Annotated in this window: 16 protein-coding genes; 10 read left to right on the top strand and 6 right to left on the bottom strand. The window is 35.0% G+C overall.

The genetic code is table 11. The annotated features are described in order from the left end of the window. Positions 1-4: 4 nt before the first annotated feature. Positions 5-1,246, top strand: a complete 1,242-nt coding sequence (locus tag BGM26_RS14105) for an MFS transporter (RefSeq protein ID WP_217040414.1) — start codon at positions 5-7, stop codon at positions 1,244-1,246. A gap of 78 nt (positions 1,247-1,324) precedes the next feature. Here BGM26_RS14105 and BGM26_RS14100 read toward each other — a convergent pair whose 3' ends face one another. Next, positions 1,325-1,582, bottom strand: a complete 258-nt coding sequence (locus tag BGM26_RS14100; protein ID WP_217040413.1) for a YhdB family protein — start codon at positions 1,580-1,582, stop codon at positions 1,325-1,327. A 197-nt stretch (positions 1,583-1,779) separates the two neighbouring features. On the opposite strand from BGM26_RS14100, the gene BGM26_RS14095 reads away from it, so the two are divergent. The 7 genes from BGM26_RS14095 to BGM26_RS14065 all read left to right on the top strand — a co-directional run bounded on the left by BGM26_RS14095 (position 1,780) and on the right by BGM26_RS14065 (position 8,776). Further along, on the top strand, positions 1,780-2,103 hold the full coding sequence (locus BGM26_RS14095) for a DUF3889 domain-containing protein (protein WP_217040412.1): 324 nt from the start codon (positions 1,780-1,782) through the stop codon (positions 2,101-2,103). Between the two features lie 152 nt (positions 2,104-2,255). Next, positions 2,256-2,834 carry a PepSY domain-containing protein gene (locus tag BGM26_RS14090; protein WP_217040411.1) on the top strand — a complete coding sequence of 193 codons (579 nt, stop codon included), beginning with the start codon at positions 2,256-2,258 and terminating at the stop codon, positions 2,832-2,834. A 162-nt stretch (positions 2,835-2,996) separates the two neighbouring features. Then, the gene (locus BGM26_RS14085) at positions 2,997-3,860 is read left to right on the top strand and encodes a SpoVR family protein (RefSeq protein WP_302053234.1); all 864 of its coding nucleotides are present in this window, start codon (positions 2,997-2,999) and stop codon (positions 3,858-3,860) included. 18 nt (positions 3,861-3,878) lie between these two features. Then, positions 3,879-5,222 (top strand): deoxyguanosinetriphosphate triphosphohydrolase family protein, encoded by a 1,344-nt coding sequence (locus tag BGM26_RS14080; protein ID WP_217040410.1) that lies wholly within the window; start codon positions 3,879-3,881, stop codon positions 5,220-5,222. Positions 5,223-5,972: 750 nt separating this feature from the next. Further along, a complete protein-coding gene (locus tag BGM26_RS14075) occupies positions 5,973-7,103 on the top strand; it encodes a nucleotidyltransferase domain-containing protein (protein WP_217040409.1) in 1,131 nt (376 codons plus the stop codon). Then, complete coding sequence (locus tag BGM26_RS14070; protein WP_217040408.1) at positions 7,093-7,539, top strand: type II CBASS E2 protein; 447 nt, start codon at positions 7,093-7,095, stop codon at positions 7,537-7,539. Before BGM26_RS14075 ends, BGM26_RS14070 begins: the two co-directional genes overlap by 11 nt. 91 nt (positions 7,540-7,630) lie before the next feature. After that, positions 7,631-8,776: an SAVED domain-containing protein gene (locus BGM26_RS14065; RefSeq protein WP_217040407.1), complete on the top strand. Its 1,146-nt coding sequence runs from the start codon at positions 7,631-7,633 to the stop codon at positions 8,774-8,776. A 123-nt stretch (positions 8,777-8,899) separates the two neighbouring features. On the opposite strand, the gene BGM26_RS14060 is transcribed toward BGM26_RS14065, so the two are convergent. Next, positions 8,900-9,097 carry a hypothetical protein gene (locus tag BGM26_RS14060; protein WP_217040406.1) on the bottom strand — a complete coding sequence of 66 codons (198 nt, stop codon included), beginning with the start codon at positions 9,095-9,097 and terminating at the stop codon, positions 8,900-8,902. A 144-nt stretch (positions 9,098-9,241) separates the two neighbouring features. Between BGM26_RS14060 and BGM26_RS14055 the strand changes: the two genes are divergently transcribed. Continuing rightward, positions 9,242-10,168 carry a helix-turn-helix domain-containing protein gene (locus BGM26_RS14055; protein ID WP_217040405.1) on the top strand — a complete coding sequence of 309 codons (927 nt, stop codon included), beginning with the start codon at positions 9,242-9,244 and terminating at the stop codon, positions 10,166-10,168. After that, positions 10,149-10,403, top strand: a complete 255-nt coding sequence (locus BGM26_RS14050; protein WP_217040404.1) for a nucleoside phosphorylase-I family protein — start codon at positions 10,149-10,151, stop codon at positions 10,401-10,403. Before BGM26_RS14055 ends, BGM26_RS14050 begins: the two co-directional genes overlap by 20 nt. Positions 10,404-10,638: 235 nt before the next feature. On the opposite strand, the gene BGM26_RS14045 is transcribed toward BGM26_RS14050, so the two are convergent. The 4 genes from BGM26_RS14045 to BGM26_RS14030 form a co-directional block, all read right to left on the bottom strand. Beyond that, positions 10,639-11,058 carry a hypothetical protein gene (locus tag BGM26_RS14045; RefSeq protein WP_217040403.1) on the bottom strand — a complete coding sequence of 140 codons (420 nt, stop codon included), beginning with the start codon at positions 11,056-11,058 and terminating at the stop codon, positions 10,639-10,641. A 447-nt stretch (positions 11,059-11,505) separates the two neighbouring features. Beyond that, positions 11,506-13,173 (bottom strand): single-stranded-DNA-specific exonuclease RecJ, encoded by a 1,668-nt coding sequence (recJ, locus tag BGM26_RS14040; RefSeq protein WP_217040402.1) that lies wholly within the window; start codon positions 13,171-13,173, stop codon positions 11,506-11,508. Between the two features lie 3 nt (positions 13,174-13,176). Further along, entirely contained in the window at positions 13,177-13,551 is a 375-nt protein-coding gene (locus BGM26_RS14035; RefSeq protein ID WP_217040401.1) for a hypothetical protein, read from the bottom strand. 11 nt (positions 13,552-13,562) lie between these two features. Next, the gene (locus BGM26_RS14030) at positions 13,563-15,014 is read right to left on the bottom strand and encodes a recombinase family protein (protein WP_217040400.1); all 1,452 of its coding nucleotides are present in this window, start codon (positions 15,012-15,014) and stop codon (positions 13,563-13,565) included. Positions 15,015-15,063 lie beyond the last annotated feature (49 nt).

Genomic DNA, 15,063 nt, shown 5'->3' with positions numbered 1-15,063 from the left:
TCATTTGAACAGATTGTGCCACGATCGCCGTTTTTATTTATTCCTATTTGCTAATGTTCTTTCATCCATAGGTTCAGGAATTACCATGATTGCTATTCCTTGGCTGCTAGTCACCCAGGTGGATGGTGGAACAGTTTTGGGTTACACCACTATTTTTATGACTATTTTCAATTTTGTTTTAACTCCCTGGGTTGGCCAAATAGTTGATCGGTATTCGAGAAAACAAATTTTGATGTTTGGTGAAGCATTTGGTTTCATACTAATTATGGCCTTTGTCATCGTTGGCATACTGGGCTTCGATTTTCAAATTGGGCATTATATTATTTTGTATGGCACTGGGAGCTTATACTATAATTTTTTCTATCCGGCCATTTTTGCATTTAATCAAGAAGTTTTTGAACAATCTGTTTATCAGTCTTTAAACGGAGCAATGGAAATACAAGGGCAAATTTCAAGTGTAATCGCCGGAGCCGTTGCTGCAATGCTCATTTCCACAGTAGACTTGCACTGGATGCTCCTGCTCGACGCAATTACTTATTTTGGAGCATTTTTATTATATAGAGCGGTCCCATATTCATGGAAGGAAAGGGCTTTACCAAAGGGTTCCTTTTGGAGGAATCTCACCGAAGGGTATTGGTTTCTGAAAAAAAAGCCTATCCTGTTTTGGTTCCTAATGGCTTCATTCATGCCTTTCATTGGTGTAATGGTAACCAACTATGTTTTTCCGGTTTACTTAGCTGATGTATTAAAGACTGATGCTTCAGCTTACGGTATGCAAAGCATGGTTTACGGGATCGGGGCAGCTGCTGCTGGAATGATAATCCCTTTTTTAGCCGTGAAATGGGGCAACAGGAGATCAATTCTAGTTACTGTCCTAATTTATACCATAGGGATATCGGCTATTCTTCTTGTAGATAACATTCCATTCTTTTTTGTTTTAACTGTTCTTTTAGCTTTTGGAAATGCAGGAACAAGGGTAGCAAGAAATTCTTTTATGATGGAAGTTGTTCCAAATGAAATAATAGGAAGAGTTGATAGTTTGTTTAGGGTTGTAGGACTTGGAATACGAATTGTCCTTTTGATGATTTTTACACAATTTACCGCTTCAAATAATGTTTTAATTAGCTTTTATTTGTTAACCGGATTATTGGTCACTTCATTCCTAATCGTATATTGTACTGAGAAAACAATGAAGAGACAAAAAGAAGACAGCTTCTCAAAAGCAATACATGGAAAATATCATTAAAAACACGGTTCACAAGGGAACCGTGTTTTATTGGTGGAAATCAATGTTTTTTCTGCATTTTTTGCTCCCTAATATCTTTTACGTCATGGTAGCTGGTATAAAGCGTCCTGATAATTCGTCTACTGACAATTCATTTGCATGATCGATGTATCTGAGTAAAGAATATAACTGTTTCTCAATGACGGAGTAGTCTTTTTCAAAGTTGTATGCATGTAAAAAATGTTCAATTTTTTTCGACAGAAACTGATCCTCTGTTCTTACCATTAAAATTAGCAAGTTATCCCATTCAGAACGGTGCGTATAATAAAGCGCCCTATCATAATCCACTTTATTCATTTGTCCTTGCCTCCTCTTTCAGGAGTTGAATATAGTTTGTGCCGTCACGCTAAGAATTTCCGCTGTAAATGTTGGAGATGCTGATTTTTAAGGTTTAACATCATTTACCTGAATAATGTCTTGTAAAAAATCAATACATAAAAATTGAAAGACAGCAAAAAATAGAATGAAGAACTAATAATTGTTGGAGGTATATAATGAAAAGAATTTTGCTGTTATTTTTAACCATCAGTTTGATAATGAATATTTCAAGTACTTCAGCTCTAGCACTAAACCAAAAGCCGGATTACGAAAAATACGGCAGGATTGCCATTGCCATTGTCAAGGAAGACTATCCTGGTGAAGCAGTGATCGAATATCAGTATACAGGAAGGCAAAAAATCTCTGACACGGCTGTTGTGGACAGCTTCACATTTCAAGTGAAAGAAAATAATAAGCCTATAACGGTAACTGTCAAAATAGCCCACAGTCTAAAAAACAAAAAGCTCCTTAGATTGTCAGTAGAAGAAAAGAAGGGATAAGAGAGAGCAATCTCTCTTATTTCTTTTTTTATCGAATGGGTCTTAAAATTTTTGAACTTCTCATCAAATTCTCATCTTCCTATCCTAATTCTCTAATATTCGCGGGTTATATTGTAGATGTAGCGAAGATATGGATGAAGGAGGAAACAAGAATGAAACATAAATTTTTAATTGGTATTTTATCTGCATGTGTGATTCTAGGCGGGGCAGTAGCTGTGGGAGCTGCTAAAAATGACACTAGCACCTCTAATCAACTAAAAGTAAAAGAGATCGAGAAAATAATTTCTATTTCAGAAGCCAAAAATATAGCACTTTCAAAAGTAAATGGAAACGTTGAAAGTGTTGAGTTGAAGAATAATTTAGGGAAGCAATATTATGAAGTCGACATTAAAAATGGAGAAAAGAATAATGAAATCCATATTAACGCTTTCACAGGAGAAATTATGTCAGTAACTGAAGATATTGATCACGATGATAAAAACAATGATCGTGTTGATTTTTCTCAAAGCACTAACACCATCTCTGAACAGAAGGCAATTGGAATCGTAGAAAAAGCAGTAAATGGTACTGTGATCGAAATAGACAAAGATGACGATGATGGACAAAGTGTCTACGAATTCGAGCTAAACACAAACCAGGGAAGAAAAGAAGTTAAGATCAATGCCGTCACTGGGAAAATTGTGAAAATAGAAAATGAAGATGTAGACGATGATAATGACTTAGATGACTAGTGATTCACGAAAAAAGCGGAGTTTTTAACTCCGCTTTTTTTGTATAATCTGAAAATCCCTTTATTTGGGACTCTAAAATTAATAAAGGTAAACTCTTCTCCAATTCATCATTCCCGCTTTTTCTTCATAGATTGTGGTAAGGACGAAAAGGGGGAGTGGCGAATGCGAGAAGAGGAAAATAAAGCCCTGGAGTATGCCATTCAGGAAATTACAGAGATCGCGAATGGATTTGGTTTGGATTATTATCCAATGCGTTATGAAATTTGTCCGGCAGATATCATCTATACTTTCGGTGCCTATGGAATGCCGACGAGGTTTTCGCATTGGAGCTTTGGCAAACAGTTTTATAAAATGAAGCTCCATTATGATTTTGGGCTGTCAAAAATTTATGAGCTCGTCATCAATTCTAATCCATGCTATGCTTTTTTGCTCGATTCCAATTCATTGATTCAAAATAAATTGATCGTTGCCCATGTATTAGCTCATTGTGATTTCTTTAAGAATAATGTTCGTTTTCAAAATACGAAACGCGATATGGTGGAAAGTATGGCAGCAACAGCAGAGCGTATCAGACAATATGAGATCGAGCATGGAAAGCGTGAGGTAGAAACCTTTTTAGACGCTGTTCTTGCGATTGAAGAACATATTGACCCTTCCCTAATGAGGCCTAAGCTTGCTTGGAATATGGATGATGTTGAATATGAGGAGGAAGAAACCACCTCCACCTCTCCATACGACGATTTATGGGGCATTGATGAAAGAAATAACAAGAAAAAGGAGCTAAGAAAGAAGAAAAAGAAGTTTCCACCCCAGCCTGAGAAGGACCTCCTCCTATTCATTGAAAGCTATAGCCGGGAATTGACAGACTGGCAGCGGGATATTTTAACAATGATGCGTGAGGAAATGCTGTATTTCTGGCCGCAGCTCGAAACAAAAATCATGAACGAAGGCTGGGCATCGTATCGTAAAGGTGTTATTAATACCAAAAAATTTAGAAAATATGATAAAATTCCTATATTAGGTTAAAATATGGGGGGTTTTTTTATGGTCAAAAAAAGTATTGTAGAAGAATTAAGATCAAAAAGAATATATGGAAGTAAGCCAAGAGATAACTATGATGCACGCAGTGAATTTTCTAGGGATTATGGACGTTTAGTTCATTCTCCTTCTTTTAGAAGGTTACAGGGGAAATCGCAAGTCTTTGGTGCGGGTTCAGGTGATTATTATAGAACTCGCCTAACTCATACATTGGAGGTTGCACAAATTGCAAGACAGGTAGCATATAGGCTAAATACTTCATGTGAATATGATATACCTGATAAACCTGGCTTGAAAATTAATCCATTAGTTGTTGAGTGTGCTGCATTGGCTCATGACTTAGGTCATCCACCTTTTGGACATAAAGGAGAACATGATTTAAATGAATTTCTTAAAGGTAAGTCAAGGAATGAATTTTATGAGGGGAATGCTCAGAATTTTAGAATACTAATGTACCTTGAAGAAAGGTACGGTGCTTTTGATGGTCTCAATTTAACGCATGCAGTATTACTAGGAATTAATAAGTACCCTTATCACATTAATGGCTCTAAAAAAGGTAAAGGGCTTTACACATTAGAATGGAACACTATAAATGAAATTAGGGAAAAGTGGGAAATTCCGACTGGTAAAGCAACATTGGAAGCACAACTCATGGATATTTCAGATGATATTGCATATTCAACACACGATATTGAGGATGGAATGAAGGCAGGAAAAATTCGAATTACAACGGAATTCTTAAATGAAACGGATTGGCTTAGATCATCATTAATAAGAGAGGTAAACAAAGCTAAAAATAATGAGTCTGGGATTTGGACGGGTCTTAATATTGAAGAAGAAATTCAAAAAGTTATGGAAGAATATATAAAAGTTTGGAATACAAAATTAGATGAATGTGATCAAAAAGAATCACTAGCTCGTCAGGAATTAAAAGGACACTATGTGAATATATTTGCAAATCGAGTCGGTATAATCCAAGATGACGATTGGTACAAAATTTCACTTGTAAAAGAGAATAATCCGCATGAAGAAGATACTGAACTGTTGAGATTTATGATTATTTTAAAAAAGTTAGCTTGGGTTACATTAGTTGAAGATTTAAGAGTACAACGTCTCCAAAAAAGAGGCGAGATAATATTAAACGGATTATTGGATGTATTCAAAGACCAAGATGCCGCCATGAAAATAATGCCTAGAGAATGGGTAAAAAAATGGAATACCATGAAAGCACACGATATTTCTTGGGAAAGATTCGCTGTTGATTATATCTCAGGTATGACAGATGCTTATGCAGATAAATTGTATGGAGAGTTGTTCGGTAGTAGGATTGGAAACATCTATGGGGAATAAAGGATGGTAATAGATTTATGAAAATATCCAATTGATGAAAAAATCCCCAATATTAAAGAGGTAGAATTCAAAATTCAACCTCTTTTTTAAATCTCAAAAAATATGTTTAAAAACATCCTAACATTTTACTATTTGTAACTACCTGTATGCTAATTTGCTAAATACTAAAAAAAGATAAGAAAAAGACAATGGGTAACCTATTTTAGGAACATTGTCTATGTCCTATATACTAGATTCTTTATTAAATATCGAACTTCAAGTTTTCATTCATAGGCATACTTTTCTTTGTTTAATATTTCTGATGAAGAATTAGAAATGGAATTGTCTGAGGCTGGTTTCATCAAAATCGACAACCCAGGCATGGTATTCTATGAAGATGAGGAAGCATTAATAGAAGCAAAATAAGTATCACTCGTAAAATAACTCCTCTAATTAATAATTCAATTCTGAATTACTTTAAAATTTACATGCCAAACTGTATTGCAGTGGTAAATATTATTTAAATGATAACCTTTTAATAAATCGATAGCATGAAGAACGGTCAAATGTTAAATATTTGATCGTTCTTTTTTGTTTAAAAATATTGACATTTGTAAATTATTAACATGCACAACACAACATATAGTTGTATTTCGGATGAAGTTATACAATATATTGTGATTCCGACTTGACCAATATTAACCAAAGGGGATATAATATGGTTATAAATAACTAGGAACGAATATTCGTTTTTTCTAGAGAGGAGACCATATGAACGATATTTTTTCTGCTTCAAACCAACTAGATGATTTACTACAACGCGTTGGTGCAAAACTTCAAATCAGTAAAACACAACGAAAACTGGCAGAGGAAAGATATCTCGCTGTTGGAACATGGCTTTCGAAGGATGAAGAATTGTTTGATGGGGCGGATATTGAAATTTATCCACAAGGGTCCCTCAGTATTAGCACGACTGTAAAGCCACTTTCAAAACAAGAATACGATCTTGATTTGGTTTGTCAAATTAACCTGCCTTGGCAAGGTAAAGATCCACTAAAATTATTAAACTCCATTGAAAAACGCCTCAAGGAAAACAAGATGTATGAAGGTATGGTTGAACGAAAAAACCGCTGTATTCGGCTGAATTATGCGAATGAATTTCACATGGATATACTACCAGCTCACCCAGCTGACAATACATCAAGTACAAGTGTTAAAGTCCCTGATCGAAAAGCAAAGGATTGGAAAGATAGCAATCCAAAAGGATATACAAGTTGGTTTAATGAGCGTTCTTATTTATATGAAACGTACCTTGAAAAAAGAGCGGATATTAAGCCCTTGCCAAATGATGATTCAATCGAAAGAAAACCACCATTAAAACGAGCAGTTCAATTGATAAAACGATATCGTGATGTTTATTTTGAAGATGATCCTGATTCAGCACCAATTAGTATTGTGTTAACAACATTAGCTGGGGAATTTTATAATGGACAGGCTTCAGTTTATGAAGCGATTTCGGAGGTACTTCAAGGCATTCTTAAACATATCCCGAATAATGGAAAAAGGTTAGTCGTTTTAAATCCTACAAACAAAAAAGAAGATTTAAGTGAACGATGGGATGGTCAATCTGAGTTATATCGATCATTTGTAACATTTATCCTTCATTTAAAAGAAAAATGGGACCAATTAAACGAACTACGAGGAATCCATGAAATTGCCGAAGAACTTAAATTGATGTTTGGTGAAAATGTTATCAATGAAACGATGAAAGAACAGGCTGAATACATCGAGAAAGCTAGAACAACCAACAAACTGGGCGTGTTTGGTTCGGGATTGTTAGTAGCAGCATCAAAGGAAGAAAGTGTAATACCAATGAGGAAAAATACGTTTTATGGCAGTTAAGAGAATTGCGTTTAAAAAGTTTCATATTCCAATCTCACAACAGATTATTGCTATGAATCTTGCTTTTCCAGAATTTAATGTGGAATGGAAAAAGAACACGGTCATCTGGACGGGAAATTTACAGCCGACACCACTTAGTAAAAGTTATACGGTCGAGATTTCTTATTCATTGGATATGCAGCAACCAGAAGTCATTGTACTCTCACCTAAATTGACAACAAGAGGAGATGAAAAAATTCCACATGTATATCCAGGAAACAAACTATGTCTTTTCCGTCCCAAAAAGAAAGAATGGACTAGAGAAATGCTTATTGCTGAAACGATTGTTCCCTGGACATCACTTTGGCTATACTACTACGAAACGTGGCATGCAACAGGGGAATGGTTAGGCGGAGGGGAACACCCTAACAAAAAAAGAAAAAAGAGATTTGTGTAATATCTACAAATGATAGCAGGGGACATAGATGTTTTCCCCTGTTTATTTTATTTAAAAGGTGATAAGAGAAAAAGGAGAGGAGAAATCACTTATGTCTAAAACAAGTATTCCCGATAGAGTGAAGAACAGGCTTTGGGGTAAAGCAGCAGGAAGATGTCAGTACGAAGGTTGTAATGAACCGCTTTGGATGGATTCTTTAACTCAATGGGAATTTAATGCTGCCTATATTGCTCATATTATTGCCGACAGTCCTAACGGTCCAAGAGGACACGAAACTCTTTCTGAAAAGTTGGCGAAAGACATATCAAATCTTATGCTAATGTGTGATAAGCATCATAGGTTAATAGATAGAGAAGATGTTGAAGGACATCCTGTGGAAAGATTAGTGGACATGAAGAAAAAGCATGAATTGAGAGTTGAAATGGTTACATCGATTGGTGAAGACAGGAAGAGTCATGTTTTATTTTACGGTGCGAATATCGGGGAACATAGTTCTCCAGTACATTGGGAGAGAACTACTCCTGCTATGTTACCCCAAAGGTATCCAGCTGAGAAGCCTGCCATTGAATTGAGCATTATGAATAGCCCTTTTCGTGATCATCAAGAACTTTATTGGACGATGGAGAGTGAGAATTTAAGAAACCAATTTTTAGATAAAGTGAAAAGAAGGTTAGAATTAGGTGACATCCAACATCTCTCTGTTTTTGCTTTGGCTCCACAACCATTACTCATTGAGTTAGGCAGACTACTTTCCGATATTTGCCCCGCCGATGTTTATCAATTACATCGAGAGCCATCGGATTGGAAATGGCAAGATGATCCTGAAGGGTTTGAATACATCGTAGAAAAACCTGAAATCATTCATAAAAAAGTGGCTCTTAACTTATCCTTAAGTGCCACAATAGATAATCAGAGGATTTTAAATACCCTAGGAGATGATGTGTCGATATGGAACGTAACTATTCCATCGCCTTACAATGACTATTTGAAAAGTAGCAATCAATTGAGGAAAATTCGAAAAGTATTTAGAGAACTTTTAAATAACATAAAATTAGTTCACGGTCACGATAACATTATCCATGTATTCCCCGCGGTTCCTGTTTCAGTTGCCATTGAATTAGGAAGGGTCTGGATGCCTAAAGCAGATTTGCCACTTTCTTTATTTGATGAAAAGGATGGTTTCCATCACGCCTTTACAATTGGTGAGAGGATTCAACTTAAAGAAGTTGTCCGATAGAATGGAATCATAAAAATATTAGCTATTTTAACTCCAAATTCATTGATATGTATTAGGTGAATTTGGAGTCTTTGTATGATTTTCTACTTCAAAACTGAGGCTGTTTCTAAAAAGGAGCAACCTTTACGATTTAAAATATAAAGTTGTTTTCATCTTTCTAATCAAAACAGAAACATTGTATGCTTTATAAAATCCTTCAATTTTCTCCCAAACTATCTCTTGACTTTCCTTATAATCGAATTCATTTACTGTATTGTATTCCTCTTGAAGTTCTGCAACGGCTTTATTTAAAATTCCTATATTTCTCTCTGAAGTGCCCACTACCTTTACTATTAATTTCATTCCAATTAGTGTAATTTTTTGAAATTATCTTTCCTAAAATTGAACCGCTAATCCTATCTTGGGTTCTTTTTATTATTATAAATTCATATAGTTACCCAAGTAATGATACGAAGGGTGGTTTATATGAGGGAGTATAATGTACACGAAGTCTTTGCGATTCTTCGAAAATACTACATAACGGATTGTCAGCAAATGGTAACTCGTTGGATTCGTGATGGGAAAATTCATGGGACAAGAAGTGCGAATAGAAAAGACGGTTACAGAGTTTTAGAGGAAGATTTGTTTGATTTTATTGAAGAGGAACGCCCAGGCTTACCAGCTATTATAGAGACATATGAAGAATATATAAAGAATCTTAATATCGGAGAACAAAAAGAAAAAAATAATCCACCAAACGGTAATAATGATGAAGAAAAAAGAGGGCAAAAGTTAGACGGGGTTAATGAAAAAGTGATTGATCAATTGCAGCAAAGGATTATTTATTTGGAAAATTCGTTATTGGAATTGCAGGAAGAGAAACAAATTATTGAAATGGATATGATTGAAGAGATGGAATTAAACAATAGCCGTAAAGAGAAATGTGAAACTTTACAAGAGGAAAATAAAACAATCATAGAGTTATACGAAATCATCGATGAAGAAAATAAGCAACTAAAAGAAAAATTATTACTGTTTGAAAATTCTAAGGAAACCGATATTGACTCAAAATTAAAAACTGAAAATGCCAATAACAAACCAAACCATCCTGTTACTTTTGAGGATTATAAAAATATTAGCAATGACACGATATTAAAGTTAGATCCAAGCATCAAAAATTCTGTTACGGAAGACCATCTTAGAACAATTTATGATCAAATTTTCCATGAGGGGTTTTTAAGACAAGAGTTTGTCGCGGACGATGGCAAGGTGAGATGTCCTTTTACGCAAAAAATGTATAAACAACAAAAAAGACTAATAAATAATGCGACAAAGCAGTATTTTGAAAGCCTTTCTGCTCAAAATAAGAATGAAGTGGAACCCGTTAATAAAAATGGAGACTTTTCCAAATAACAAAACAGCTAGATCAAATGAAGGATTACCCAATGCAACCATAGATTATTGCGAAAAAAGAGGATATTCATATGTAGTAGGAAGTGTTTTTACTACAAGTGCAATGTTACTTGAAACTAAAGAAACGAATAGCGATGGGGCTTTTAAAGGTCATGTTGGAGTGGATATGGAAACAGTAACAACTTTAGCAGTAGCAAAGAAATTTGATAAAAAATCTAATCTATCAGCATGTTAAATCGTTCTGACCATTTAATTGTAGGAGATACACTTTACTCCTATACAAAAGAAGAAGAGTTAATTGAAGCAGATACAGATAAAAGATAAGAGATGGAGTCCTTTATTTTTCTTCAAACTTAGACAAGTTTAAATAACATCGAAAAGGTATTGGACTATATAATAACCAATACCTTTTTTTGATATTTATTGTTCAGCTGCTAAAGGCTGTTCTTTTGTATTTTTTACTTCAAAACTTATCTGGCTGATTGCTGATCAGCTCCGAAAAAAGCCAACATAAAGGTCAAACCAGCCACTATTGAGGCAATTCCAGTGGAAGTTGGATTAATTATCCAATAAACAAAAGGGATTGGTGCATTTGAAAAAAAAGTAGCTACGATTGGAAAGTAAAACGAAATAATCAGACAGGGTACTGTTACACAAAGAAATAATTGTTTATTCATTTTAAACAACCACTTTTTTACGAAAAGTAGAGAAATGTAAACACCAAATATAAAAGGTACGATCGAATAAAACCAAAACAGAGGCAAATGAATAAAAGTTTCGGTCACTTTTTGCTTTACGATAAGTTCAAAATGATTACTAATAAATAACAATCCCAATAACCCTGGAAACCATAGTAATTTCAAGACCCATTTTGACCACTTGGGACGCATAATAAAACCTCCTTATCAAATTTTTTTAGATATTATTCCTTTTCTCTGAATTGGTTTATTATTTTTCTTATTTAACAAACCCCAATACAATCAGTTTTAATCTTTTATTTATTTAAATTGGTACTTGATCAATTAGAGTTTGCTGTTCCCAATCACGAGTAATTTTAAAAATTTCACCCTTAATTATCATATAAAACTCTCTCTATAATTTATTATACAGAAAAATGGAAAATCTTCCTATGAAATTCCGAAATTTCAATTAATAAACAATAAGATATAATACTTTGAATGGATAAAATGGTGTGCGTTTATTCAAAGTGATATGGGAATTACATTAATAAAGTGATAATTACGAATGCGTTGATCGAAGAAGGATTAACCCCTTTTGCTTGTGTATTTTAGGTATTTATTACACTCATCAAAGATGCTACCATGAAATATCAAATCTTATTCTGCTCTTATCGCATGAATTTGAAAATTCCCTTTGCGATAATCAAATGGTGAGTAAAGCGTATGTATCCGTTTTTTGTTAGCAAGTTCCAGCATTAGCGCCCCTTTAAAAAATGCAACAGCCTCGTTTTTACGATAACGAAATTTCAAATGTTCTTTGTTCTTTCCAAATAAACTGAATGACGACAAGAGATTGGTGTCACAATAAAACATTGGTTTAGGAAGATTAATCCCAAACGGTTCCATCGAAATGATGTCGCTATAAAGATGTCTTGAAAATTGATTGATGTTAAGTTTCTGCACATAAGTCATATGAGGATGTCTGAAGACCTCACTTCGGGCTTTAATCTGGATGGCTTTACGAAATTGTTCAATATTCTTTTCATTAGAAGTGATAGAAAGACCTGCTGCCGCCTGATGGCCGCCATGTTTGATTAGATGGTCGGCACAATTATTAATTACGTTAATGATCGAGAAGCCAGAGCCATTTACACTTCTTGCTGATCCAGTACCCGACGAAGTAATGACTATTGCTGGCTTTTTGTATTTTTCCGCTATTCGCGATGCAATAATACCGATGATTCCATTGTGAAAATCACCATGGACTACGATAACTTTATCATGGTAAAGTTGCTTTTTCTTTATTTGCTCTTCTGCTATTATAAATTGCTGTTTCGTCATTTCCTTGCGTTTGGCATTCAAAGCAATTAATGAAGTAATTTCTGAGCCTTGAATATATTCTTTTGTTAATATGTCCACGGCAATATTCGGGTCACTGATTCGGCCGCAGGAATTAAAAATGGGACCAAGTAAAAAGCCTATCGTAGAGCTGTCGATCTCCTTTACATATAACTCTTCAAAAATTTTGCCAAACACTGGATGAGGATTAATCATCATCTTTTTTAATCCTTCTTTGCAAATCACTCGATTTTCATCCGTAATGGGCATGATGTCTGCCATTGTACCTAAAGCCGCTAATTCAATGTATGTCATAAAATCCTTATCTAATTCTCGCTTAGCTGCTTCATACAAGGCTTGTACAACTTTAAGTGCCACACCTGCGCCCGACAATGCCGTAAATGGATAGGTATTGTCATGCCGCATGGGATTAATAAAAGCATGACAGTTTGGATAGGGTCCTAAAATTTCATGATGATCCGTAACAATGACATCAATTCCTTTTTCCTTAGCTAGTTGCAGCGCCTCGTGAGAACTTGTGCCATTATCAACTGTGACGATTAAAGAAATATTATCATCTACTTTCTGCATGGATTGTATGGACAATCCATAGCCTTCGTTTCTTAAAGGTAAACGATAAGATACTTTTCCTGTGAATTTTTTGAGTGCTAAATAAAGAATGGATGTTGCGGTAATCCCATCCACATCATAGTCTCCGAAAATTAAGATGTTTTCTTTTTGCTTTAATGCTTTTATGATACGAATGACCGCTTTTTTCATGTCATTTAATAAAAAGGGATGATGTAAATCCGTCCTAATGTCTGGCATGAAAAAGTGTATTAATTTCTCCTCATTATTAAATCCATGGTGAAATAGATAGTGAGCTAAGATAGGATCGATGTTCAACATCCTTGAATAATAAAGAATATATGCATATTTAGCGTGCTGCTCCAAAGGGTGATCAAACGGAATCCAGTTAGAAGACATTATTTACACCTCGTTTTGATAAAACCAAACAAATCTTTCTGCTTTAAAATGAGAAAGGTTTTGGAAATATTGATCATCAGGAGAATTGGATGTTTCATAATAGGATTGAAAAAATGGCAACAAATCGTGTACATTCTTCTTTTTCATCCATGGTTTGTAATCGTTTATTGGTACAGGGAAAGCGTGCTGATATTCAATGGTTCCTTTCGTGGCATAATAATAAATTTCAAATGGCTGTTCGAACGGCAATGTACTTAATGTTTCTTTATAAAAGAGCAGTCCTAACCTTTTTTTTCGTAGCAAATAGTGTTTTAGATGTAAGGAACCTCCATTAAATTTGGTTCGATTCAAGATGTCATAAAGAGTTAGTGTTTTCAAAAAAATCACTCCTAAGTAGGTACAGATAAAACAATTTCAATATCCTTCTCTTCAAACAAGATAACCTTCTCGACCAAAGTCTGTACGAATGATTTAGCTTCTACTACGGGAAGGGTATCGATGGCATCAATAATCGTAGAAATTTTATTGTTTAGCACCTCTTCAAGTTCTGATGCGTTAAAGGAGGGAGGCACTTCGCGATTTTCAGCTTCCAATAAAATTCTTTCCATTCTTTCCTTTTCGTTTTGCAAATCCACTAGTTCAATCAATCCAGCTGTATAAGCCTCCACTTTTCGTTTATATCGATTTTTTGCAGAGCGAATTTGCTGTTGTATTTCATTATTCTCTTCTTCCTTTACTTGATTGGCAATCATAATCACATAGGATTGGTTAATGCTATTGGACAAGTGTAGCAATCCATGTTTAAACCATGACTCAACATCCGTTGCATTGTAAGGTTTACTTGTACAAGTGCCTTTATTTTTATTTGCCGAGCAGCGGTAAACACGCTTTCTTTTTGTTCTCGACCCCGTCCAACTAATGCTCATGGATGCCCCGCATTTTCCGCATTTTAATAAACCACCTAATAGATGAGGGCTAGTTTTAGCACGCGACGGCATATTCTTTTTATGTACCCTTTTTTGTACCGCTTCCCATACTTCCTCTGTAATGATAACTGGATGTGAATGTTCGATAATGACCCATTCGTCCTCATTCTTTTCCACTTGTTTTTGGCTACTTCTATCCACACGATTCCACATCAATGTCCCTTTATAAACGGGGTTTGTGAGCATAAGTTTAATGGAACGAATGGACCATTCTTTCTTTTGTTTAGAAGGAATGCCTTCTTCATTTAATTGTTTAGCGATGCTGTAATAACCAAGTCCTTTGTTTAAATAAAGGTCGAATACTCTTTTGACCACTTTTGATTCCACTTCATTAATAATCAGTTCTTTTTCTTTCAGGTCATATCCATATGGACTTTGAGAAAGCCATTTTCCTTGATTCGCCGCATGTAGCATATTATCAAAAACCCGTTCGCGAATTCTTTCCCTTTCAAATTCTGCAACAGCACCCAGTACCTGAAGTGTTAAACGTCCCGATGGTGTATTTGTATCAAACGATTCGCTTATCGAAATAAATGAAACTTTTTGATCCTGAAAGGTGTCGATTAATCTGAGTAAATCTAATAATCGTCTGCTTAAACGGTCCAGTTTTGTGACCAATATTTTTGATATGGTTCCTTTGTTTATTTCATTTAGAAGCTTATTAAGTTGCGGGCGGTCCAAGTTTTTCGCCGAATATCCGTCATCAATGAATAATAGGGGATGTTCATCCCAGCCCATTGCTCGACAATATGCCTTTAATCGCTCTTGTTGTTCATCTAATGAAACACCTTCCCTCGCTTGTTCATCCGTAGAAACACGACAATAAAGTGCGATGAATCGATTATGATCCGTCATCGAAATTCCTCCACGTTCCATTTTGTACATATATATGAAGAAAGAAGGA

This window comes from Bacillus sp. FJAT-29790, assembly GCF_019039215.1.
Lineage (GTDB): Bacteria > Bacillota > Bacilli > Bacillales > Cytobacillaceae > Cytobacillus.
This window is presented reverse-complemented; position numbering and strand designations above follow the sequence as displayed.